The organism is Streptomyces finlayi (genome assembly GCF_014216315.1).
In the GTDB taxonomy this organism is placed as follows: domain Bacteria; phylum Actinomycetota; class Actinomycetes; order Streptomycetales; family Streptomycetaceae; genus Streptomyces; species Streptomyces finlayi_A.
On the sequence record NZ_CP045702.1, the window covers coordinates 1,234,457 to 1,258,509 of the forward strand.

15 protein-coding genes and 2 pseudogenes are annotated in these 24,053 nt (G+C 68.6%); 11 read left to right on the plus strand and 6 right to left on the minus strand.

The genetic code is table 11. The features are described 5' to 3' along the window. Positions 1–28 precede the first annotated feature (28 nt). Together F0344_RS05750 and F0344_RS05755 are read left to right on the plus strand one after the other, a co-directional pair. Positions 29–1,606, plus strand: coding sequence for an alpha/beta hydrolase (locus F0344_RS05750; RefSeq protein WP_185297741.1), 1,578 nt, complete (start codon positions 29–31; stop codon positions 1,604–1,606). A gap of 202 nt (positions 1,607–1,808) precedes the next feature. Continuing rightward, positions 1,809–2,723 (plus strand): aldo/keto reductase, encoded by a 915-nt coding sequence (locus F0344_RS05755; RefSeq protein ID WP_185297742.1) that lies wholly within the window; start codon positions 1,809–1,811, stop codon positions 2,721–2,723. Between the two features lie 147 nt (positions 2,724–2,870). On the opposite strand, the gene F0344_RS05760 is transcribed toward F0344_RS05755, so the two are convergent. Further along, entirely contained in the window at positions 2,871–3,581 is a 711-nt protein-coding gene (locus tag F0344_RS05760) for an SDR family NAD(P)-dependent oxidoreductase (RefSeq protein WP_185297743.1), read from the minus strand. Positions 3,582–3,684: 103 nt separating this feature from the next. On the opposite strand from F0344_RS05760, the gene F0344_RS05765 reads away from it, so the two are divergent. The 7 genes and pseudogenes from F0344_RS05765 to F0344_RS36475 all read left to right on the plus strand — a co-directional run bounded on the left by F0344_RS05765 (position 3,685) and on the right by F0344_RS36475 (position 12,687). Then, positions 3,685–4,527: a helix-turn-helix domain-containing protein gene (locus F0344_RS05765; protein WP_185297744.1), complete on the plus strand. Its 843-nt coding sequence runs from the start codon at positions 3,685–3,687 to the stop codon at positions 4,525–4,527. A 616-nt stretch (positions 4,528–5,143) separates the two neighbouring features. Continuing rightward, the gene (locus tag F0344_RS36470; protein ID WP_308460888.1) at positions 5,144–5,383 is read left to right on the plus strand and encodes a helix-turn-helix domain-containing protein; all 240 of its coding nucleotides are present in this window, start codon (positions 5,144–5,146) and stop codon (positions 5,381–5,383) included. Positions 5,384–6,310: 927 nt separating this feature from the next. Next, positions 6,311–7,093, plus strand: a pseudogene (locus tag F0344_RS35455) (NPP1 family protein); the annotation flags it as partial. A 66-nt stretch (positions 7,094–7,159) separates the two neighbouring features. Next, positions 7,160–8,677: a GDSL-type esterase/lipase family protein gene (locus F0344_RS35460; protein WP_258050242.1), complete on the plus strand. Its 1,518-nt coding sequence runs from the start codon at positions 7,160–7,162 to the stop codon at positions 8,675–8,677. Positions 8,678–8,971: 294 nt separating this feature from the next. After that, a complete protein-coding gene (locus F0344_RS05780; protein ID WP_185297746.1) occupies positions 8,972–11,641 on the plus strand; it encodes a phosphatidylinositol-specific phospholipase C domain-containing protein in 2,670 nt (889 codons plus the stop codon). Positions 11,642–12,091: 450 nt separating this feature from the next. Further along, on the plus strand, positions 12,092–12,520 hold the full coding sequence (locus F0344_RS05785; RefSeq protein ID WP_185297747.1) for a hypothetical protein: 429 nt from the start codon (positions 12,092–12,094) through the stop codon (positions 12,518–12,520). 38 nt (positions 12,521–12,558) lie between these two features. Then, positions 12,559–12,687: a hypothetical protein gene (locus F0344_RS36475; RefSeq protein WP_308460889.1), complete on the plus strand. Its 129-nt coding sequence runs from the start codon at positions 12,559–12,561 to the stop codon at positions 12,685–12,687. Positions 12,688–13,117: 430 nt separating this feature from the next. Here the strand turns inward: F0344_RS36475 and F0344_RS05790 are convergent, their stop codons facing one another. The 4 genes and pseudogenes from F0344_RS05790 to F0344_RS05800 all read right to left on the minus strand — a co-directional run bounded on the left by F0344_RS05790 (position 13,118) and on the right by F0344_RS05800 (position 15,515). Further along, positions 13,118–13,690 (minus strand): sigma-70 family RNA polymerase sigma factor, encoded by a 573-nt coding sequence (locus F0344_RS05790; protein ID WP_185297748.1) that lies wholly within the window; start codon positions 13,688–13,690, stop codon positions 13,118–13,120. A 493-nt stretch (positions 13,691–14,183) separates the two neighbouring features. Continuing rightward, a pseudogene (locus F0344_RS35465) lies at positions 14,184–14,413 on the minus strand (peroxiredoxin); the annotation flags it as partial. A 387-nt stretch (positions 14,414–14,800) separates the two neighbouring features. Then, complete coding sequence (locus F0344_RS05795) at positions 14,801–14,947, minus strand: hypothetical protein (protein ID WP_185297749.1); 147 nt, start codon at positions 14,945–14,947, stop codon at positions 14,801–14,803. Between the two features lie 337 nt (positions 14,948–15,284). After that, positions 15,285–15,515, minus strand: a complete 231-nt coding sequence (locus F0344_RS05800) for a hypothetical protein (RefSeq protein WP_185297750.1) — start codon at positions 15,513–15,515, stop codon at positions 15,285–15,287. 950 nt (positions 15,516–16,465) lie between these two features. On the opposite strand from F0344_RS05800, the gene F0344_RS05805 reads away from it, so the two are divergent. After that, on the plus strand, positions 16,466–16,858 hold the full coding sequence (locus F0344_RS05805; protein ID WP_185297751.1) for a hypothetical protein: 393 nt from the start codon (positions 16,466–16,468) through the stop codon (positions 16,856–16,858). A gap of 5 nt (positions 16,859–16,863) precedes the next feature. Then, a complete protein-coding gene (locus F0344_RS05810) occupies positions 16,864–17,472 on the plus strand; it encodes a nucleotidyl transferase AbiEii/AbiGii toxin family protein (RefSeq protein ID WP_185297752.1) in 609 nt (202 codons plus the stop codon). A 409-nt stretch (positions 17,473–17,881) separates the two neighbouring features. On the opposite strand, the gene F0344_RS05815 is transcribed toward F0344_RS05810, so the two are convergent. After that, positions 17,882–24,052, minus strand: a complete 6,171-nt coding sequence (locus tag F0344_RS05815; protein WP_185302530.1) for a hypothetical protein — start codon at positions 24,050–24,052, stop codon at positions 17,882–17,884. Position 24,053: the final 1 nt, after the last annotated feature.

Genomic DNA, 24,053 nt, shown 5'->3' on the forward strand with positions numbered 1-24,053 from the left:
CCCGTTACGACTTCGGATCGGCAGAAGCATGTCTCCTCACCACCGCTCGTCCCGGACAGCCGTCGCCCTGGCGTCGCTGGCCGTACTGGCAGCCGCCGGGACCACGGCCTGCGACCCCGACGCCGGCGAGGCTTCCGGGCCGCCCCCGGTGCCTCGTACCCTCACCGAACAGAGACCGCACTGGACCGCGTGCTCTGCTCCGTCCACGGCCCAGGGCGGCGGTGACAAGCCCGAGAAGCTGCCGGACGGAACGACGTGGCAGTGCGGAACAGTGAAGGTGCCGTTGGACTACGCGAACCCCGGCGGCAAGACCATGGACCTCGCCCTCATCAGGGCGAAAGCCGCCCCGGCTCCCGGCAAGAAGCGCATCGGATCCCTGCTCTTCAACTTCGGTGGACCCGGCGGGTCCGGGGTCTCGACGCTTCCCCTCATGGCCGGCGACGACTACATGAAACTGCACAAGCGCTACGACCTGGTCTCCTTCGACCCGCGCGGGGTCGGGGACAGCGCCGGCGTGCGGTGCCTGGACACGAAGCCCATGGACGCGCGGCTGGCCGCGGACTCGACCCCGGACCACGCCGCGGAAGAGAAGACCTATACCCGCGGGGCACGTGCGTACGCCAGGTTCTGCGAAAGCAACTCGGGCGCGGTTCTGGAGCACGTCGGCACCCAGCAGGCCGCACGTGACCTGGAGCTGATGCGCCAGGTCCTGGGTGACGCGAAACTGAACTACTTCGGCATCTCCTACGGAACGCAGCTCGGTGGCGTCTACGCCCACCTCTTCCCTGAGAACGTCGGACGACTGGTCTTCGACGCCGTGGTCGATCCCACCGAGAACGTCCTCACCAGTGGACTCGGTCAGGCCAAGGGGTTCCAGGGCGCGCTGCGGAATTTCCTCAAGGACTGCGCGAAGCAGGACTCGTGCTTCTTCGAGGGCGATGATCCCGCTCAGGGTGAGAAGGAGATCGTCGAGCTGATCGAGCGCCTGGACAAGCGACCGCTGCCCACCGATTTCGAACGCCCCCTCACCCAGAGCCTCGCCCTCAACGGCATCGCCGCCGCCCTCTACGACAAGGAGGGCTGGTTGCTGCTCAGGGCCGCGCTGGGTGAGGCTGAGACGGGGAACGGCTCCACGCTGCTGGTGCTCTCCGACGCGCTCAACCAGCGTGCCGAGAACGGCAAGTACTCCAACATCAACGCCGCCAACACCGCGGTGAACTGCGCCGACTACAAGGACCGTTACACCGCCGCCGACGTACACCGGCATCTTCCCGACTTCCGCAAGGCGTCCGGTGTGTTCGGCGACTGGATGGCCTGGGGGCTGCTCCAGTGCACCGGTTGGCCCGTCGAAGGCCACGCGCCAACCGTCGACGTCGCGGCCGACGGCGCGGACCCCGTCCTCGTCATCGGCAACACCGGTGATCCCGCCACCCCCTACGAGGGAGCCGAGAGGATGGCGGACGAGCTGGGCGAAGGAGTCGGTGTCCGCCTCACCGTCGACGGTGAAGGCCACGGCACCTACGGCGTCAACGACTGCCTGACCGGGTTGGTCGACACGTACCTGCTCGACGGGGCGGTCCCGAAGAACGGCACCACCTGCTTGTGACGAACGTCGAGTGGCTTCGGCTCGGAAGCGGCGCTCCGGTATCACTTCACCCGACTCACGGCGATGCCGCCCGGCCGCTGTCGCCGTACGTTCGGCATGGCCCGAGGGCAGCGCCCGAGGACGGCCACCATGGCGTGATGTTCAGGTTCTGTGTCCGGCATCGGGTGGCTCGCCCCGGACCAACGATTGGATCATGAGAAACATGACTGATGTACAACAGCAGATCGACGAGTCCGGAACGGTCCGGATCGGGGACCGGACGATCAACCGCCTGTCGTTCGGCGCCATGCGCCTCGCCGACAAGGAGATCTGGGGACCGCCCGCGGACCGCGGGAACGCGGTACGCGTCGCGCGCCGTGCCGTCGAGCTCGGCGTCAACCACATCGACACCGCGGACTCCTACGCCTTCGGCGTGACCGAGGAGATCCTGCGCGAAGCACTTCACCCCTACCCCGACGACCTGTTGATCGCGACCAAGGCGGGTCAGGCTCAGGTACGGCCGGGGGTGTGGGAGCCCGTCGGACGCCCCGCCTATCTGCGACAGCAGTGCGAGGCCAGTCTCCGCCGCCTGGGCACGGAACGTATCGATCTCTTCTACCTGCACCGTGTCGACCCACTGGTGCCGTTCGACGACCAGATCGGCGCGATGAGGGAACTGCAGGACGAGGGCAAGATCGCCCACTTCGGACTGTCGAGCGTCACGGTCGACCAGATCGAGTCCGCACAGAAGATCATCGATGTGACAGCCGTGCAGAACATCTTCAACGTGGCGGCTCGCGTGGGAGAGGACGTCCTCGAACACTGCGAACGGGAGCAGATCCCCTTCATCGCGTGGTTTCCGATCATGAGTGGCGAGCTGGCCCTCGCCAACAGCGTCGTCGCCGAAGTGGCGGCGGAGCTGAACGCGACGCCCGCGCAGGTGGCTCTCGCCTGGCTGCTGAACCGGTCGAGCGTGCTCTGCCCCATCCCCGGCACGTCCTCGATCACTCATCTTGAGGAGAACGTCGCCGCGTCCGCGCTGCGGCTCACCGATGAGCACCTCGCCCGCCTGGCCCCGCTGCGGCTGGCCGAAGACGAACTCGCGCAGCTTCTCGCAGCCGGCTCGGCCCAGGAGTAGCCGCAGGCACAGCACTTGCCGCGCACCGGCCCATGCCCAGGTGCCGTGCCCTCACCGAAGACGTCGGTGAGGGCACGGCACCAGGCGATTCGCCGTCTGCTGCGGTACGGCCACGGTGCGTGGCCGGAGGCGGGACGGTCGGAGAAGTCACCAGGGCACGGAGCCGGTGGCGCCGACGAAGGCAGGGCTCGGCGTGCTGGTCCCCGCGGTGGCGGCGGCGACGATCACCGCGGCGCCCTCCTCGACGCTCTGGGTGCCCTGGTGGCCGTTCAGGTCGGTCGCCGTGAACCCGGGGTCCACCGAGACCACGCTGATCTGCGGGAGGGACTGCGCGTAGACGGCGGTCAGCATGTTGAGTGCGGCCTTGGAGGAGTTGTAGGCCAGCAGCGGCGCCCAGGCCGGGAGCAGATCGCTGTGGGCGGCCGGGTCGGCGTTGATCGTCAGCGAGCCCAGCCCGCTGGACACGTTCACGATCGCGGGCCGGGCCGCGGCCTGGAGCAGGGGCAGGAAGGCGCGGGTGGTGCGTACGACGCCGAAGACGTTGGTGTCGAAGACGTACTGCAGGTCGGCGGCGGTCAGCTCGCCGGCCGGGGCGGCGGGGCCGGCGATGCCCGCGTTGTTGACCAGGACGTCGACCCTTCCCGCCTCGGCACGCACCTGTGCGGCGGCTGCGGCGACGGACGCGTCGTCGGTGACGTCGACGAGCAGCGGACGTGCTCCAAGGGCCTTGGCGGCCTGCTGGCCGCGGTGGGCGTCGCGGGCTCCGGCGTAGACGGTGTGGCCCGCCTCGACGAGGCGGCGGGCAGTTTCGAATCCGAGGCCCTTGTTGGCCCCGGTGATCACGGTGACTGTTGTCATGCCGTTCAGCCTGCGCGGCACGGGCCGGGACAGGGAGAGCCCTCCTCAACGGGGGGTCGGCCAGTACCAGGCTGTTCACGCGAGAGGGACGGAGAATGGACGCATGAACGACGATCCTGTGGCCCTCGGTCAGGCCCTGCGCCACTGGCGTGACCGCACCGGTCCCGAAGACCTGGGCCTTCCCCGTGGCGGAGTGCGCCGGGCGCCCGGGCTGCGCCGCGAGGAGCTGGCCCAGCTCGCCGGACTGTCCGTCGACTACGTCGTCCGGCTGGAACGGGGCCGGGCCACCTCACCCTCCCCGCAGGTCCTCGCCTCCCTCGCCCGCGCCCTGCGCCTGAACGAGACCGAACGCGACCACCTTTACCTGCTGGCCGACCAGGCACCGCCCACCAGCGGCCAGGTCTCCCCGCACGTGCCGCCCAGCGTCCAGCGGCTTCTCGACCAGCTCAACGGCAGCCCGGTCAGCGTCCACGACGCCGCCTGGAACCTCATCTCCTGCAATCCCCTGTGGGCCGCCCTCATGGGCGACCCCTCCCCCTGGCGCGGCAAGGAACGCAACATCGCCTGGCGGCACTTCACCCGCCAGCCCACGCGCGTCGCCCACACCCCCGACCAACAGGACCGCTTCGAAACCGCCCTCGTCTCAGACCTGCGTTCCTCCGCCGCCCGCTACCCCGCGGACACCCGGCTCACAGCCCTCATCAACGACCTGCGCGGCGTCAGCAACCGCTTCGACGACCTCTGGGACTCCCACACGGTCGGCTTCCACACCACCGACAGCAAGACCGTCCACCACCCCGATCTCGGACCGGTCGCCATCGACTGCGACACCCTCACCGTCCCCGGCGACGACCTGCGCATCGCCGTCTGCTCCCCGCCCCTGGGTACTGCCACAGCCGACCAGTTCGCTCTGCTGAACTCCATCGGAACTCAGGTCCTCAGCTGACACGCTCGGCAGTCAGCAGTCGGCAGTCAGCGACATCTCTGACCGTGGACGCGTGGCACGCACACTCTGCCCTCGCGTTCGACCCGGTGCGCACCTGCCGCCCACGGAGCCGTCGCCGACCACGCTGTGCCGGGTACGGGATGCTCACGACCGGGCCGCGCGCCGAGGCCGTACGGCCGCCGGGTGCGCATGTCATCGATCTGACGCGGCTCGGCCTCGGGCTGCCCGACGTGGAGGGGGACGAAATGCCGGAGGGGGGCCGCGAGCGCGATACGAACCGCCCCACGGCCGGCACACTCCAGTGCGCCGAACGCTCGGTCATCGGCCGGATCGACCTGCGCCGGCCGGGACGTCCGGTTCCCCCCGGAAGGCGCCGCGTGAGCCGACGTTCACGATCGCGCCGCCGCTACCGCGTTCGAGCAGGTGGTGGGCCACGGCCCAGCTCAGGTCGGCCGCCGCGAGGAGGTTGACAGCCAGCGGCTGGCGGGCCTGGCCGACGCCCCGCGGCCGGGTCGGCGCAAGCCGGAGCTGGTGCTGTCCGAGGCTGAGCGCGCGGAGTTGACGCGCTGGGCGCGACGGGCGAAGACCGCTCAGTATCCGGCTGCGCGCGAAGACCGTGCTGCGGTGCGCGGAAGGCGGGACGAACAAGGAGATCGCCGCCGAACTCGGTGTCGCCCATGGAACGGTCAACCGATGGCGGTCGAGGTTCATCCGCTTGCGGCTGGACGGGCTGACCGATGAGCCGCGCCCCGGCCGGCCGCCCACCGACGCAAACCACCGCGGGGATGTCCGGACGCCGGAGCCCGGGATCCCGGGACGGCCGGCCCGCGGAGCATGTGAAGACACCTCTCCGTAATCGCAGTTGAACCTCTTCCCTCCTTTCCGCGTAGAGCTGATACGGGGCGCCGTGTCCGCGCCTTCGAAACTCCGCGCGAAAGGACCGCCCTTGCCCCCCCAGTTATCGGTGAACCGACGATCCGTCCTGCGAGTCGCAGGCATCATCGCCGCGACCACTCTCGGCAGGGTCGCCGTTCCGGCCCCGGCCGCCGCTCCAGCCGTGCGGACGGTCGGAGTACCGTGCGCTGCCGTCCGTTCGTTCCACGGCGGAGCTGCGCGCGCGGTCCGGACGAACTTCGCCGTCCACCACGTCGGCGCCACCGGGAACGGACCGGAGCGAAGGCCGAGGGCCCGGCTGTCCGGGCAGGACTGCGGCCGGGGAACGCGGGCGGCACTGCAGCCGCTGTGCGGCGCGGGCACCGACGGGGACGCCGGCGCTTCCGCGAGGGGCGCGACCGCGCCGGTGCCGGCCTGCGGGGTCCCGGGCACGAGTCCCAGCCGTCCGAAGACGCAGGCGGCGTAAGCCCCGTCACGATCAACACGGTGACCGGCCCGCCGGGTCACGCCGCGGTGAGTCCGACAGTGCGACGCGCAGGGAACGTCGAGTGCGCCAACCGGGCCCAGTGGGGTGCCGACTCATCCCCTCGTACCGATCGAGCACTCGTCCCCACCGTGCCAGGGCCTGTCCGCCCCCATAGCCCGCGCCTCCGACCACAGCCGAGAACCTCGGCGGAGACGGCACGAAGAGCAGCCCTGATTCCGCGTACGGCCGGCTCCCGCGACCGGGCCGTGCGTCCTCACCGAAACCCTTCGGACCACTGTGTCCGCTCGAGAATCCCGCCGTCGTCCCTCCTTTCCCATCACACCGTCTTTGAACTGAAAGGCAGTCATGCCCAGACTTCCCATGGGGCGCGGACCAGCGCGCCGCAAAACAGGCAGTACATCGATGTCAGGACGTGTCGGCAGACTCGGGAGCCTGGCTCTCAGCGGTGCTGTTCTGGCTTCGCTCTCCGTGGTCGTGACAGCCGGTCAGGCCCTGGCCGATCCGCCGCAAGCCCTTCCCCTGAACGCTCCGGCGGCCGACAGGAAATGGCAACCCGCCATGGACTACGACGTGAACGGCTGCTACGCCACACCGGCCATCGGCCCGGACGGAACACTGAACCCCGGCCTGAAAATGGGGGGAGCCGAGAACGGTCAATGCCGCGACGAGGTCGACCTGGACAACGACAACGCGTACTCGCGCTCGCGGTGCAACCAGAACGGCTGGTGCGCCTACATGTACGGGCTCTACTTCGAGAAGGACCAGGTATCTCTGGGTATCGGGAGCGCCGGTCACACCCATGACTGGGAACACGTCATCGTCTGGGTCAACGAAGGCCTCGATCCTGACCGGCCGGCGTACGTATCGACATCGGCGCACGGGGACTACTCGACCCGCCCGGCTGAGGACGTCGCCTTCGAGGGAACCCACCCCAAGATCGTCTATCACAAGGACGGGGGGTCCACACACGCCTTCCGCCTGGGCGACGCGGGCGAGGCACCCGAGAATCACAAGGGTGCCTGGCAGTATCCCGACCTGGTGGGCTGGGACGGCTACCCTCCCGACATCCGCGACAAGATGGTCGACCACGACTGGGGCGACGCGCGTCTGGCCCTCAGCGACACGGGCGACTCGTTCATGAACGACCTGGAGAAGGCCCAGCCCGAAGGTATCCAGTTCAACCCCGGTGAGGACTACGTCCCGCCGAGGAGCGACGACCCCGACACGCCGACGCTCCCTGACCTGAGAATCATGCCTCTGGGTGACTCGATCACCTATGGCGTCGGCAGTTCGACAAATGCCGGTTACCGCAGGCCTCTCCAGTACCTGCTGAAGATGCTGTCCCCCACCGTCTCCTTGAACATGGTCGGCACAAGACAGTCCGGACCGTCGGGCATGGACCGTGATCACGAAGGAGTGTCCGGCGACCGGATCGCGTCCATCGCTCAGCGGGCGTCGTGCTCGGTCACGAAGTACAAGCCCAATGTCGTCGCCCTTCATGCCGGCACCAACGACATGCGTGACGAGTTCGTGGGGGATCTGTCCTCCGCGCCGGAACGCCTGGCTGTTCTGATCGACCAGGTCGTCAGCGCATCGCCGCAGGCCACCGTTTTGGTGGCGACCCTCGTGCCCGCGACGAAGGCCAACCTGCAGCCGAGGATCGACGCCTACAACGCCGAGATCCGTCAGGTTGTCGAGCAGCGCCGCAACCGGGGATGGCACGTGCGTCTGGTGGACATGAGCGCCCTGGTAAAACCTGAGGACCTGTCCCAGCCGGCTCATCCCGGAGACAACGGATACCTCAAGATGGCGGTGGGCTGGGCAGGAGCGATCCTGGACGCCCATGAGGACGGGTGGTTGCAGGATCCTGCCGAACCGATCGCGGACAGGGCCTGCTCGAGCGACGAAACCGACGACGATGTGGACGTCCCGCTGGGTGACGGGTGGCGGGCTCTGGGAGTGATCGCTCCCGGTATGGACTCCCCCACGGGACGCACCGACATCGTCGAGCTCGACGGCGACGACCGGGGCGACTACGTGCGGATCGCGAACGACGGATCGGTACGAGCGGCCCTCAACACACCCGGATCCGTACCGGGCAAGCCCGACTGGGTGGAGCAGGGAACCATCTCCCCAGGACGCGGCCACTCCGCCGAAGCCGTCCGCTTCGCCGACGTGACCGGCGACGGACGCGACGACTACCTCCTGGTCGGCACGGAAGGATCGGTACGAGCCTGGCAGAACAACGGCCCCGGAGCAGCCGACGGCCCCTACCACTGGACCGACCTGGGAATCATCGCCCCCGGAGTCAGCGGCACCACCCGCGAAGCGCTCCGCTTCGCCGACGTCGACGGCGACGGACGCGACGACTACCTGCGCACCAGCGACTCCGGAGCAGTCCACGCCTACCTCAACACACCCACCAGCGCAGGAGCCATCCACTGGACGGAACACCTGCACTGGGCACCCGGAGTCTCCTACGGCACCCGCGACAAACTCCGGCTCGCCGACGTCAACGGCGACCGACGAGCCGACTACCTGATGGTCGACAGCACCGGACGAACCCACGCCTACATCAACGACGGAGGAGGCGGAGCCGGCGGCTTCACCCCCTACCTGAACTTCGCAAGCCCTACTTCTGCCCTGCCTGGGGCAAAGACGACCTTCCGTGACATCAGCGGCGACGGAAAAGCCGACTACGTCACCATTTACGACGGAGGATCTGTCAGCGCCTGGCTCAACAGGGGCGGAAACATCGGCGGCATCTAGTCGAAGCGTGAGAACCGAGGTGCGAGTCGAACAACGCACAAACGGGGCACGGTGACTGTCCGCCAGGCCAACCGGGCCGGCGCTCCACCGGGAGTGACCGGCAGGCTGGGAGCTTTTCGCGCCGAGGGGGGAGGGCCGCTCAGCTGCGCCCTTCCCCTCGGCGCACCCAGCCGAAGCAACCCGGATTCCGCGACATGGTTTTTCATTTCACATGCCGCCGGCAGGTTTCACTCCGGAAACCAAACGGGTTGCGGAACGCTGGAAAACACACAGCCATCCACAGGAAGAATGAGAATGTTCGACATCGCGAGCAGAACAGCCGCGGTCAGAGTCCTGACCGTCCTGCTCATCCTGTCCGCAATGGCGGTCGGTGGGACGAATTTCGCGCCACCAGCCTCCGCCGCAGACGCCGACTACCACAGCCTGGCCGAGAATGCACGACCCGACTGGATGCGGGATCTGCCCGATGAATCCAGTCTGGCAGAGCTTTCAGTTCCAGGAACGCATGACACCCTCGCCGTGTACGGCGGCTCGATCACCGAAACCCAGGAAAGTCATCACAACGACGACGGCATAGGGGGGGATGAGATCGGATTTCAGCTGGGAGCCGGAATCCGGGCCCTGGACATCAGGGTGCGCATCGTCAGCGGGGAGGACAACAAAGCAAGGTTCGCGATCCATCACGGCGCCGTCTACCAGAACGCAAACTTCGACGACGTGTTGCGCGAGGCCCGCACGTTTCTGAACGCACATCCAGAAGAAACCATCCTGCTGAACCTGAAAGCGGAGTGCGACGGCGGCAACTGCAAGGACGACGACCCCTGCACGACCTGCGACACCGACCTCGATCAGCGACGGCAGCAGATCTTCAACGACTACCGAAACGAAAACCCAGGACTTTTCTGGTCCCCGTCTGCAGCAGGCACAGGAGACGTGGAGATCCCCACCCTGGGAGAAGTCCGGGGAAAAATAACCCTTGTGAATTTCGTAAGCCCCCAGGGGGGAAACTACGGAAACTACGGGATGGAGCAACTGAATTATGCAACATGGGCCGTAGAGTCGGGAAAATCTCCGAACTGCTACGTCCAGAACACTTACAAGGTGACTACGATCGCCGACATCAATGACAAATGGGAACTCGCGCACGACCTCTTGGGGGTGACCAACCGACCGAACGACTGCCGAGACCCGCTCAAGCCGAATGACGACAAAATGTACCTAAACTTCACCAGTGCCTCCACTGGCGCATATCCGTCGACAGTGGCCGGCGGCACGCCTACGGCAACCGGGGTCAACGGATTCCTCTACCAGTGCCTCACCGGACAGAACAATCGTTGTGACACTCAGTCCGTCCGCCGGACAGGCGTGGTGATGATGGACTACCCGGGCGACGGACTGGTAGGCGAGATCATCCGGCGCAATTACTGGCTCGCGGACCGGGACATCCGCCTGATGCCACTGGGTGACTCGATCACTCAGGGATCGGGCAGCTCGACCAACTCCGGATACCGGGCTCCTCTGTGGGAAATGCTGAACGGCACGGCGAAGACCGTGGATTTCGTCGGGTCGCGCCAGCTCGGATCGCTTCAAGACCGTGACCACCAAGGCCAGTCCGGCCGTCGGATCGATGAGATCGCACAGAACGCGGCGTGTGACGTCCCCTCGCGCCGCCCCAATGTCGTCACGCTCCACGCCGGCACCAACGACATGAACCAGGAACACGATCTCACCGATGCCCCAGCCCGCATGGGGGCGCTCATCGACCAGATCCTGCGTGCGGCTCCCGAGACGACCGTCCTGGTGGCTTCGGTCATCCCGGCCTCGAAAGCGGGCCTTCAGCCCCGGATCGACGCCTTCAACCAAGCACTCACCCCGCTCGTACAGGAACGAAGTGCGGCGGGTGAACACGTCGCACTGGTGGACATGAGCGCCGTCACGACAGCGGATCTTCCCGACGGGGTCCATCCGAACGACGCCGGTTACGCCAAGATGGCTCGCGCATACTTCCGCGGCATCCGCCAGGCCGAGCAGGCGGGCTGGATCCAGCCCGCCGTACAGGGCACCAACGTGTTCTGCCCCCCTGTCGCGACCGACGGCGACCAGGACGAGGACGGCACGGCCCTGGGTGACGGGTGGCGGGCTCTGGGAGTGATCGCTCCCGGTATGGACTCCCCCACGGGACGCACCGACATCGTCGAGCTCGACGGCGACGACCGGGGCGACTACGTGCGGATCGCGAACGACGGATCGGTACGAGCGGCCCTCAACACACCCGGATCCGTACCGGGCAAGCCCGACTGGGTGGAGCAGGGAACCATCTCCCCAGGACGCGGCCACTCCGCCGAAGCCGTCCGCTTCGCCGACGTGACCGGCGACGGACGCGACGACTACCTCCTGGTCGGCACGGAAGGATCGGTACGAGCCTGGCAGAACAACGGCCCCGGAGCAGCCGACGGCCCCTACCACTGGACCGACCTGGGAATCATCGCCCCCGGAGTCAGCGGCACCACCCGCGAAGCGCTCCGCTTCGCCGACGTCGACGGCGACGGACGCGACGACTACCTGCGCACCAGCGACTCCGGAGCAGTCCACGCCTACCTCAACACACCCACCAGCGCAGGAGCCATCCACTGGACGGAACACCTGCACTGGGCACCCGGAGTCTCCTACGGCACCCGCGACAAACTCCGGCTCGCCGACGTCAACGGCGACCGACGAGCCGACTACCTGATGGTCGACAGCACCGGACGAACCCACGCCTACATCAACGACGGAGGAGGCGGAGCCGGCGGCTTCACCCCTCACATGAACTACTCCGCCGGCTACGGTGACAGCTATCCGGGCGAGCACGTCACCTTCCGCGACATCAGTGGCGACGGCAAGGCCGACTGTGTTGTGATCTATGACGCCGGCTCCGTCCGCGCCTGGCTCAACAGGGGCGGAAACCTCCCCGGCACGGCGTAGGTCGCGGCGCGGTGATGCCAGGGGCCGGTCGTGTCGGTGGTGCGGGATGAACTCGACGCGTTGCGCATCGCACTCGCGCACCCCAATACGACAGGGCGGGCCATGGGAGTCACGGTAAAGGACTGACCGGTTTCCCGGCCGGGAACGGATGAAGCAGTACCACCAGGATCCGTCTTCGGACGGATCCCGTCCGGAGCGAAAACGACGCGAGACAGACCGCTACTTGGTGACACGTAGCAGTCTGTCGACGTCGGCACTCCCTGCCTGGCCGACCTGCTCTCGGCCACCACCCGACCGCGGGCCGATCGTCGGCGGGCGGCATGGCGAAGTGGCGCATGCACTCGTCCCGCTGCCCGTCGTCCCGCTTGACCGCGAACGTCCACGCCAGCCTGGCCGTCTGCCGGTGAACTCGCACCTCGGAGAACGGTTTCGATCCGCCACCGCATTCGTATGCAGGCCCGCTCCGCGGTGATGGACTTCTCCGGGGCCGACCGGCACGCGGCGGCGGTGGACGGCCTCGGACGGCGCTACGAGCTCCCCCTGGCGGGACTGTTCACCCATTGGTACCGGGCCCTGCGCGTCGCGGAGACCGGGACCTTCGAGAAAGCAGAGGCCGCCTGCCGTGCCGCCGCGGCCGGCCTCGATGGCGCCGGCATGCCCGGTCTGGAGCGTGGGCTGCTGCCGCTGACGCTGCTCTGCCTGCGCATGCGGCACGGAGAGCCGTACGGAAGTGACCCGGACGCCGACTGGGGTCCGCACGAGCCGTGGGTCACGCCCCTGCGTCTCCTGGAGGACGGGCGTCACACCGAGGCGGGAAAGCTCCTGCGTAAGCTGCCGGACCCGCCTCGGGTCTGCTGTCGGAGGCTCTTTGGTACCTGACGGCGCGAGCCGCGATCAGTGTGTCCGACCACGCCACGATGGAACGTGCCCCCACCGCGCTCGCTCCCGCGTCGGAGGAACTCGCCGGTGCGGGAGGAAGCGCCATGCTGAGCGTGGGCCCGGAAAAGGTCTGGCTGGACGGGCTCGCCACCGCGTTGAGGGTGTGAGGGTCCGACCGGGTGTCTTCCCTCATCCGTGCGCCCGGCACCGCGGTACCGGGCGCCTACCGGACGCGGAAGGAAGTGAACGCTCGTTGATCCGGTGACCGAAATGGTTGTCCCCGACGCCCTCGGGCGGCACGGGAGCGGCAGGCCGCATCGCAATCTGGTTCCCCTGCGCCGAAGGTGCCCTGCAAGGCCGTCAGGGGTCGAGCCGGAGCGGCGGAACGGCGCGTTGCGGTCCCGCGGCCTCGGACACGGCGGTTCGCCTTTCGCATCCCGGTGTTAGGGACGGGCGTCTGACGCGGGGACCGCGGCAGGGCCGCACGCGGCGGCAGAACTTGACCGTCCACAGAAGGGGGTGGCGCGGCGTGGTTCCGTGGTGCCGGTGCACGTTTCGGGAATCGGGTGGTGCGCCGTGGGACGTGCGCGGACGCGCTCAGGTGTGGGTGACATCGCGGGCTCGGAGGACGGTGCGCAGGGTGCGCAGAGCGTAGTGACTGCGCGATTTGACGGTGCCGGCGGGGACATTGAGGTGTTCGGCGGCCTGGGCGACGGTGTAGCCGTGGTGGTGGAGAAGGGTGATGACTTCCCGGTGCGTGGGAGAGAGCTCGTCGAGAGCACCGAGGACGATCTGCGTGGTGAGGACGCGGTCGACGGCGTCTTCCACGGGAATATCAAGATTGTCGGTGGTATGCGTCTCGGGCGGACGGATGGCCCGGTTGCGGTGGTGATCGATGGACAGATTGCGCACCACGGTGAAGAGCCAAGGGCGGATGGTGAGAGGGTCGGTGGGAGTGGCGGAGAAGTGTTTCCAAGCACGGACAGCGGCTTCCTGGAAGAAGTCCTCGGCCCTGTGCCAGTCGCCACTGGTGAGACGTACCCCGTACCGCAAGAGGGCGGTGGCGTGGTGCTGGTAGACGGCGGCTACGAAGCCCTCGCGTTGCCCCGGGTACGTGCAGGAGGCACCGTCATCGGTCGCCGGCGTTCCAAGTGGCGAAATCGGCCTCATGGTGGGACACCCTTTGTTTCGTCGGTGAGAAGGTGTGCACTCGCGGTCGTCGGTGTGCGGCACCGCAGCGCACGGGACGGTGCCGACGCGTACCGGCCCCCCGGATGCCGTTGCCTACGCCGTGCTGTGCCGTGCTGTGCTGTGCTGCGCCGGGAACATGACCGGCGACGTGGAGCGTGGTGGACCGCTCCGGGCGGAAGCCACCGCAGGGGCCGCAGGCGCGCTGGAACTGTTCGGCACGGCCCGGTCCGGCCCCTGCGGCCCGATGAGGTGACGTGCGGGTGCCGTCGCGGGAACCACAGGTACCGAAGGAGCCGCCGGGCATCACCGAGCCTTTTCGGCGTTGCCTTCCCAGGTGCGGATGGCTCCCGCGATGGACGTCATCCGGTTCGGGCCGATGCGTGGTCTGCGGAAGAATGCCGGGACTTCGGCCGAACCATGCCTCGCTCGACGGGTGCGCGGGCTTGGACGAGCGTGTGGTTGACGGTCCGCTGGTGGGCGGGGTGGCCGCCTCTCCGAGGCCGTGCGGCAGCGCCACGGCGAAGCAACCGGCGTAGGCCGCGGCGATCCGCTCCTCCGGGCTGGTCCTTCCGTTCGCCTGCTCGGCGCGCGACAGCCACGACACCGGCCGGTCGACGGTGCCGGAGGAGCCGAAGTGACGACGCCGCCTCCGTCGAACAGGTCGCCCTCGCAGACCGTGTGTGCTGAGCGCGTGGTTGCCACGATGGGTCCTTTTCTCTTGCCGTGCGGAGAGGGAAGTCCGGGGAACCCGACGTCGCGGCTGCGGCCCGTGCGACCGGTCGCTCCGCGCAGCCCCACGGTCGGCTCGTGCTCCGCCTCCGCAGATCCTGCTGGAGAACCGGCCGGCGGACATCGGCTGATCGACCTATGTCGCTGGTCTACCCGCCTCGACGGGGAACGTCATGAACAGCGGGTGCGCACCGGGTCGGAGGCGGAGGGAAACCGTGCGTGCCACGCGTTCGCGGGCAGGACGACACCGTCCGGACCCGGGAGACCGATGGCGGTGGCCCCGCCCTCCCGCGTCGGTTCCGCGGGCAGTCGCCCGTTTCGAGGGCGTCATGTCGGTGCTCGAGCCCGCGGCGACAAGGATCAGGGGCTCGCGTTCGTGCCGGACGAGGCGACCCGGCTCCGGTTGGCCTCCGGCGGGCACCGGGGCTCCGACAGCGGCTGATGGGTGGTCATGCGCAAAAACTTGCCGACGAGCACCGCCCGGCCTTCCCGGTCGAGTTCGGTCACCGAAGGTGCCCTGTGCGACGACCGTTTCCCCCCTCGAAAGCGGTCAGGGCACCACTCGGAGAGCCACCCCAATACCGCTCCGCCCATGTCAGTAATGCCCTGGGCGGATCTTCGGGGCCGACCGTCCGGTCGACCGAACGCCATACCTGCTGGCCCCGACGGACCCGATGAAACGGGAAGCCTTGCGCACTCCGCCCAGACCGTCTTCCCTGGCCCGGGGGTGGTCGCGCAGGCGCCAGTCAGCGGCGAGCGCGTCAACGAGGAGCACTCTGCGGCCTCCGCCCTCGTCCGGATCGGGAGCCGGTCGCGCCAACCGGGCGGGGTGAAGGTCGGTCGGTCACCGCGATTCGGACGACGCCCAGGCTCTCGTGGTGGGAAAGGGGCGGGCGAAGCCCCCTGCGGGGACGCCGTGGAGGACGGCGTGCACGGCGAGTGCGGCGACGAACGGGAGCCGGGCGAGGCCGGCTCGGTCCTCGACGACGGTGACACCGCGGGACTCGAAGGCGGTGCGGGGGTTGGCTACGACCGGGAAGCCGCCAGGAAAGGCGTCCTGGTGCACGATGGTCACGCCACCCACCTACCGACCCACGGCGGCCGGCCCGGGCTATCTCTTGGGTCCCGCCCCGGCGCGACCTGCACCGCCATCGCGACGCCGCAGGAGATCGGTGACCTACCTCTGAAGCACAGGGGCCGTCCCCTCGACATGGCCGGCCATCCGTCGAGCTGGTGCAGCAGAAGCCGACGGGCGAGGTGCACGCCACGGTCCGTTCCCACGCCCCAAGCGCAACCCCTCGCGGCTGTGCTTCTCCAGCGGTTCAGCTCCACCCAGGCGCCTTCCGGGAGACCACTCCTGATGAAGCCGCTGCCCCTGCCCGCTCTGGACGCCCGCTCCACGTAGGCCAGTTGCATATCCACTCCACCGCCCGCGCTGGAAACGAGGCCGTTCGACGAGCCGTACTGCCTTGTAGAGCCGAAAGGCGCCCGTCAGCCGTGGGAGTCCCCTGGGACTTTTCTGGGACTTCCGGCCCCATCAACCGGCACGAGCGTGAAAACAGTCGAAAGGCCATTCGCGCAGGTCAGATCCCGTCGACCACCCATTACGGCAGGTCACAGCGCTCGCTGGTCTCTTCCGCGACATCTGAAAGCCTGCAAAAATGGCACCGACACACCCCTTCTGACCTGCACAAATGCGAGTCGAGGCCGGGTGCGACGGAGTCCCTGGGACTTTTCTGGGACTTTGAACCAGGAGCGATGGCTTCCGTGCACCGCGCTCTCCACATGATGAGTCATCGGAAGGATGTCGGTTTGAACGGATCCCAGAAAAGTCCTGGTCAGAGCCGGTTTCTCGGCTCATCGTCCTTCATGTAGACGTCCAGAACGTCAAGGCCGAGAGTCCGTCCTGCTCAGGGCTGAGCAGACTGCGGCAACCAGCTCACCCGGAAATCCGGTCCCGCTCACTCCGGACGCCGGCTCGCACATCATGACCCTCGCAACGTCTCCAGCCGCCATAATGGAGTCATGCCCTCCAGCCAACAGCACCCCGCACCCGCCCCCAGGGGCGTCTCGGGCGCGGACGCCGAGGACCTCGCGCTCTACCGGGAGAAGTTCCGCCGCCGTCTGCCGGAGTCGCTGGACGAGCTGCGCGGGCCGACCCACGGCCTCGTGGATCTGCCGCTGCACATGGCCTGGTCCGGGATGACTTCTTACGACCTGAGCAAGCCGCGCCAGCGTATGGGCCTGTATCGCACCGTCCTGCACGAGGGCCTGCACGACGACCTGCCCCGCTACCTCAACCAGGACCTGCTCCTCCAGCTGTGGCCGGTACTGCGCACCCTCGTCGGCCGCACCGTGCGCGCCGTATGGGAAGACGCCTTCCCCCAGCTCACCTCCCGCACCCGGGCAGCCGCGTGACCGACATGCCGGAGTTGCACACGCGGCTCCTGGCGGATGTGATCGCGCTCGGTTCCCCGTATCCACTGGTTCTCACCGGTGGATACGCCGTGCGGGCACACCGCCTCGTGAACCGCCCCAGCCAGGACCTCGACGTCGCCACCGAGAACCCTGCGCCCATGGCCGACATCGCCGCCACGCTCCGCGCCGGCCTGGAAGCCCGCGGCTGGAAGGTGCACGCGCTGGAGACCGCCCCGCTATCCGCCCGCTTCACCGTGACCGACCCGGCCACCGGGCAGGAATGCGAAGTCGACATCCTCAAGGAGATCTTCTGGCGGCCGGTCACTCAAAGCCGGTACGGGCCTGTCCTCGCGGAGGAGGACGTGATTGGGACCAAAGTCCGCGCCCTCGCCGACCGCGGGGCGCCCCGCGACCTGATCGACGTGTTCGTGGCCTCCCGCCGCTGGAGCAATGTCGAGCTCGAGGAGTTCGGCCGCCGCCATGCCCGAGGCCGCTTCGAGCGCGAGGATCTCCGGTCGAACCTCACGGGCGCCGAGTGGACCGACGACGAAGCCTTCACCGCCTACGGCCTGGACGAGGCCACCATCAGTGCTCTCCGCATATGGGCCTTGTAGTGGGCCGACGACCTCGCGGCCCGGCTCCTTGAAGAGGCCGGTGATCCGGACATCGACTGATCGCGTCCGGACGAGATCACAACTGCAAACGAGTTCGCGAACTTGTCACACCGAGCACGCCGGGCAAGTAGCGGCCCGTCGGGGCGGGTGACCAAACTGGGTCATCCCTCGTGCGCCCCTATACACCTGGCCTCCAGGGTCTCGGCCGTAGGGAAGGCGGCGTGAACAGGGCAGCGCGCCGCGGGGATACGTAGGCCGTGTCCGGCCTCAGCCGGACGCCCGGCCCGTCATGGGACGGCCTGAGCAAGGGCCAGAGACCTCGCCGATTCTGGTCGGCTATCGGCAAGGTGACCGTGAAAGGCGACCGGCCGCCCGGACACGCGGGCGGCCGGACCGGTGTCACGCACCGTCACATGCGGAGCGCCACGCACTGGCGCAGCAGCGGTTCCAGGCGCAATTGGGTGTCCTCGCGGTCGAACACCTGTAGAGCGTCGAGGCAGGTGACAATCCACCGTCCCTCGTCCTCGTCCTCGATCTTGAGCGCCACAGCAGTCACCGCGCCCTCAAGATCGAAAGGGCCGTCCTTGAACTCGTCGTCGAGGGCCCGGTACCCAGCGGCAAGCAGTGGGTCCGCGTACACGCCGGTCGCCTCGGCCAAGGCGCGAGCCTCGGCCCGGTCCGTGCGCAGGCTCGCCAGGCGGCGCAACACCTCGTCGGGGTCACCCAGTTCGCCATGTAGGAGATGTGCTCGGCTGACCAAGAGCGGCCAACCGCCGGTCAGCTCGTGGAGACGGTCCAGGCGGTCCTCCGTGTGGAACATGTTGACACGCTGAGCCCAGCTCCGCAGGCTACGGCGGTCGTGACGACGCAGGACCACCGGGGCGGCTGAGGTGGGTTCGGTTCCCGTCAGTAGGGTCCGCCACAAGGCCAGTTGGTCGGTGTCGGTGACGAGGACGACCGCGCGGGTGACTCCCGGGGTGACGGGGAGCAGCATCTCGGCCAGGTCGACAGCCTCCCGGCAGGTTTCAGGCCGCACCGGGTCCTGGTAGTTGACGAAGTCACTGATGACGACGCGTCGTTCGCGAGGGCGCCCTCCGGTGAGCTCCTGCTTGTAGACGCTGGGCTTACCAACGGGCGGCAGCGTCCAGCCATCGATCGGTCCGGCGATCGTACGCAAGGTCCGGGCAACGTCGGTGACTCCGGTAGCAGATGTGCCAAGGACGACCCTGGTCCGGCTGGACCGCTCGCCCAGGAGGTCGTCGAGCTGAGTGTTGGTCAGCGGAGCCGGCTGGCCGTCGGGGAGTTCTGGGCGGCCTTCCTGCACGATGCTTTCCTGGAGTTCACAGTCCTGTTCGGCCCTGAGCAGGCGGGCCTCCACCTCGTGGGAGGTCCCGATCATGCGCAGGGCGTTGGGTCCGCGCAGATGCCAGCCAAGGCCGTCGTGGTTGGGCGCGAGGATACCGAGGCCGACCATCTCGGAGAGGTACGCGCGGAAACCCTCGGTGTCGAGCTGTTCGAACCCCTTGCGCCAGTACGTCTCGCACTCCTCGCGCAGCTCGGTGTCGCTCAACCGCACCTCAAGGCCGTGATGGCGGGCGTGGTACGCCAGCACGTTGGCGATCACGTCGTAGCGGTGGTCAAGGCTTAGCGTGTCCTTGAAAGCCGCCGAGATGCCGTCTCTGAGCGCGGCGTCCGACTCCACGACCTCGATGTCGGTCACCTCCACCTCATAAGGGGGCCCCTCGGCTCCGCGCCGCGCCCGCTTGCGGTGCATCAGCTCGACCAGCCGGTGCCCGAACATCTGAAGCAGGAAGGGCTGATAGGAGCAGTAGCCGAGCACCCGGTTGACGAGATCCAGGTTCTTGAACTCGAACCCGAGCGCCCGCATCGGCTCGACCAGCAGCTCGGCCGCGGACTGGGGAGCCAGCGGACCGATCACCTTCGGGGTCTGCGCGAGGTGGCCGAACGGCCCGTTGCTCGCGAGTTTGGAGAAGCGCTGCACGGAGTGCAGTCCGGCGAAGACGACCTTGGCGCGGTCCTTTGTGTCGGACCCGAGACCCTTGAGCTTCTTGGTCTGGTCGAAGCGCGGGGCGTCCGCCTCGAAGAACTGGTCGCACTCGTCGAGCAGGACCAGCAGACGGCGGCGCGAATCCCCGTCCAGCCAGGTGCGGATTCCGAGGCGCACCCGCTCGGAGATTTCCTGCCGTTTCCTTCGCCCCTGCGGCCGGTCGTCGAGTACCTGAGCTTCGGTCAGCTCCCGCTCCAGGACGCTCCACAGCGTCACCGGACCGAACGAGCTGCCTTTGCCGATGTTCTCCTGGTCGAGGTTGACGTACACCGCCTGGTGGTAGCCGGGGCGTTGCTCCGTGAACCGTTCCCCGGCGTCGGCGAGCAGTGCCGACTTACCGAGCCCCCGGCCGCCGTAGATGACCTGGGTGCCGCGTGGGTCGAGGATGCTCTTGCGTTCGGCGTCACGGCCGTAGAACATCTCGCCGCCGATCCGGCCGCGCTTTTCCCTGATGTATGGGTTGACGCCCGAGAAGGGCAGCAGTGTCTGCGTGGCGGTGCTGACCTGGCGATCGCCGCGGGCAGCGAGATAGGCGAGGGCGGCGTCGTCCACGACCAGCAGCGGCTGCAACCGGCATGAGCCGACGGCGAGTTCGACGCGGGCCTCGCGGCTCAGCGTGCCGAAGTAGACGATGAGGAGGCTCGCATCGCTGGTGTCGCGCTCTGCCCAGCTCATGACGACCTTGGCAGGCGGTCTGCCCCAGACCATCATCACCCGCAGGTTGCCGCCCTGCTCCCTGATCTGCGAGCCGAACGCGGGCGCCTTCGCCCTGCCGTTGATCTCCACTCCGGTCGCTTCGAAAAGACGGTATTCCCGCCGGTGCTGGGACCGGTCGTCAAGCGGCCTGGCGCTCTTGGCGTCGTACCCGAGGAGCTTGAGGAGCGGGGGCACCTGTCTCGTCGGAGCCACCTGGAGCCGGTCCTTCCGCTCGACGGCGGCCAGCGCGCGCCACTCGTCGAGCGCCTCGGCCGCGAGTGCCGCCTCGTCGGTGGAGAGGCCGCCGTAGTCCAGGACGGGAAGCGTCGGATGCTTACCGCCGGACCGGACCAGTTCGACGAGCTCGTGGTCGATGCCTCCCGGCAGGCCGTCGGGCACAGCCGGGAAGAAGTCAGGCAGGTGGGACTCGCCTCCCTCGATCTCCGGGACGGGTTCGCCGATTTCCAGGAAGTAGACGAGGTCGGCGGCGGTAGCCAGGTCGTTCGTCTCCAAGCGCCGCAGCACCTGGGCCCGCTCCTCCGCAGTGGGGTCCAGGGCATCTAGCCGGGCGCGGATCCGGTCGGACGCTTGCTGCCGGAAGGCGGGCAGGTCACTTCGCACCGTGTCGAGCGCCCGCCGCACGTCCAGCAGGTCGTGCCGGTCGCCGCCTTCGAGGCGGTCATGGGCGTCGGCCAGCAGCTCCTGTAGGCCCAAGTCCTGATCCTCGGTCACGGCACCATCGGCCTGCGCGCGGTGCACCTCGGCAACGAGATCGGCGTGTGTCTTCCGCAACTCCGTGCGCCGGACGGCTTCCCGGTCGTCGATCTCAGCGTCCGCGGGCGGGACGAACTCACCAGCCCGGGCGGCGGGCAGCAACTCGTGTCCGGCCAACTCTACGATGCTACGGGCCGCGGTGAAGGCGTCGTGGGAGAGCCGCTCGGCGAGGGCGTCCTGCCAGCTCCGGTCGACCGCGGTCAGCAGCTCGTCGAGCGACGGCCGCTCGTCACAGGTGTCGCACACCTTCAGCAGCTCCGCGTCCAGGACGATTTCTGGGTCGACCGGAGCGCCGGAACGCCTGGCCACGATGCCACCAGCCAGCATCGCGAACAGTTCCTCCATCGATGCGCGGGCCGCCCAGGCCGTCGCGGCAGCGATGGCGTCCGAGCGCCGCGCCATCTGCTCCAGCTCGCTCAGCGCAGCCTCCCCGCCGCCCAGCAGGGACTGGCGCAGTGAAGCAATCTCTTTGGCCGCCCGGTTACCGTCGGAACGGTCGCCGCGACGGATGCCTTCCACCGCCAGGCACCACTCCTTGACCAGGCTGACGGCTCGCTCCACCAGGTGCACCAGATCCTGCCGCCCTGAGCCCTGCAGCGGCTTGCCGCTGGACGAGCGGTGTCTGCGGTCCATGCGGTCGATCTCGCTGTTGACCTCGGCCAGCTTCGCCAGCCGCTCGGCCTGCTCCCGCACCTGCTGTATCGCGTCGCGGTTGTCGCCGACGACGGTCATGAGCAGCGATCCGAGCATCCCGTCGTCAGGGGCGAGCCAGCGCTTTGCGATCTCCGTCGCCCGCGCGAACCGCAGCCTCTGTGGCACGAGCAGGGCACGGCTCTGCTCGCGCAGCTCCCGCAGCCGGACCTCCGTCTCGGAGACATCGGCGACCAGCGGGGAAGCGATCAGCAGGGCACCGCTGAGGGCACGGTCCGCGACGGTGGTCGCCGCCTCCGCGAGCCGGTCCGGGAGTCGGGGTGCCAGTGCCTTGAGCTGAGCGCCTGCCGAGTGGTCGCCGGTGATCAGGGCGGCACGCAGCAGGGCAGGCAGCACGAGGAGTTCGCTGCCCTCGGTGTGGTGGCCCGCGTATCCGCCGTACTGCTGGAGCAGGTCCGCCATCAGCCGGGCGCCCCGGCTGTCACCGGATGTGAGCAGCGCGGCGGCACCTGCCAGGCGGAGCGCCGCCACCTGAGGCTCGGGGTGGCCGGTGGCCCTCGCCAGATGGTGGGCGAGTCCGAAGCGTCGATCCGCGACCAGCTGCGCCAAGGCCCGCTCGGCTACGCCGTCGTCGGAAGCGTCATCCACGGCTGGCCCCGCTTCCCGGACGGGCGTGTCCTCCTTGAGTGCGGCGGACGCCGAGACGGGCCCGCCCGGGTCCGTGAGGGGCGCCGGGTCGCTCGCGGCGGGAGGCGTGGCATGCGCATCGGCAGCGTGGACCGGCTCCCGGGCCGTTGTCAGGGCGGGCGCATCCGGGTCCGTGAGCGGTACCGGCTCGGTGTCCGCAGGTGGCGCAGCCTCTGCGTCGTGGGCATAGGCCGGCTCGGGGGCCGTCGCAGGTTCCGGCTTGGAGGCGTGCTCGGGTGCGGTCTCCCTGATGAATTGACCAACGCTCTCCTCCGTTTGCCCGGCCGGCAGTACGGCCGGGTACTCCACGGTCGTCTCGGCGTCGGCGCGCTGAGGGGTTCCGTCCGCCCCAGCCCCGGTGGGTTCGCGGCTGGCATCCTCCGGCTGAGCCAACGTCAGCTCTGGGGCCATGACCACCGCCATGGCACACGTGGGCAGCACCCGCACGACCTGCTCCTGCAGAACCAGGATCTCCGCCGCGGCCTCCGCCTGCCGGCCCAGCCTGATGAGCCGGGCCAAGGCGGCCAACGCTGCGCTTTCCTCCCGTTGCGGCTCCTCCCACACCGGTGTGCCCAGCAGGCGGCTGGCCGCGCCGCGCACCGCCTCAGCCGCAGGAGCGGCAGCGACGGAGCCGTCCGGGCGGGAGACAACATCCAGCAGTTCCCGCAGCGGCTCCCGTGCCCGGAGGTCACGCTCGTGCGCAGCTCGGTGCGCGCGTACGGCGCACGTCATATCCTCCAGGCGGCGAGGCACCCCCTCGATCCCCGCCGTGTGGAGCACCGCGTCGACGCTGTCGAAGACGGCACTCAGCGCGGCCAGCCGGGCCAGGTCCTCCTCCTGCGGGGGGCAGCCGTCCCGGACCGCACCGGTCACCTTTTCCGCGGCTTGCCGGGCTTGCGCGAGGGCCGACTGCAACTGTCGGCAGGCCGACTCCGGTTCCGTCCCCTCATCGGTTCGGGCGCTGTCGGACGCCGTAGCGGTCGTCTCGTGAGAGGTGCCGGGGTCGGGTACCACGATCTCAGGAGTGGGGGTATTCGTGCCCCGCCGGTCGACGACGGCAGCGCGCACAGGATTCCCGTCGCCCGCGACTGGCGGTTCGTCGTCTTCCGCTGCTCCGGGGGCGACGTCCGGGTTCGCCTCCACGATGGACCGCGCCGCGGCACCGACAGCGGCGAGCTGAGCCGTCTCCTTGTCGTCGGCTGTCACCGCGAACCAGTCCTGCTCCGACGCCCACGCAAGGATGTGGGCGTCGGTGACGGAGGCGTTGCACCACGCGAACACCGTGGCCCGGACAAGCGTCGTGCCCCACCGGGCAACGGGGTCGGAAACCGTCTCGCCGTCCTGCGCGACGACGAAGTTGCCCACCTGATTCATCACGGTGACCGTGAGTTCTTTGATTCCGCATATGCAGGTGTGCTGCCGTGCCTCACGCCGCAACCTGGCGAGAACGTCCTGGCACAGGGCTTTGCTCACCCGTCGGGGGGCCGCTATGCGGATGCCCAGCCTGCCGAGCAACTCCTGTCGGTCCTTTGGTCGCAGGGAGTTGAAGGCCAGTTCGACCATGTCGGCCGTGAGGTCGTTGAGGGCGGTGACGGCTGGGTGGTCCAGGGCGTTGAGCGCGGCGGCCAGGTCTTCGAGATCCTGGGCCGAGACGCTCGACGGGGACCACGGCGGCCCCGTGACGACGCGGTAGCGGTCCTGCATG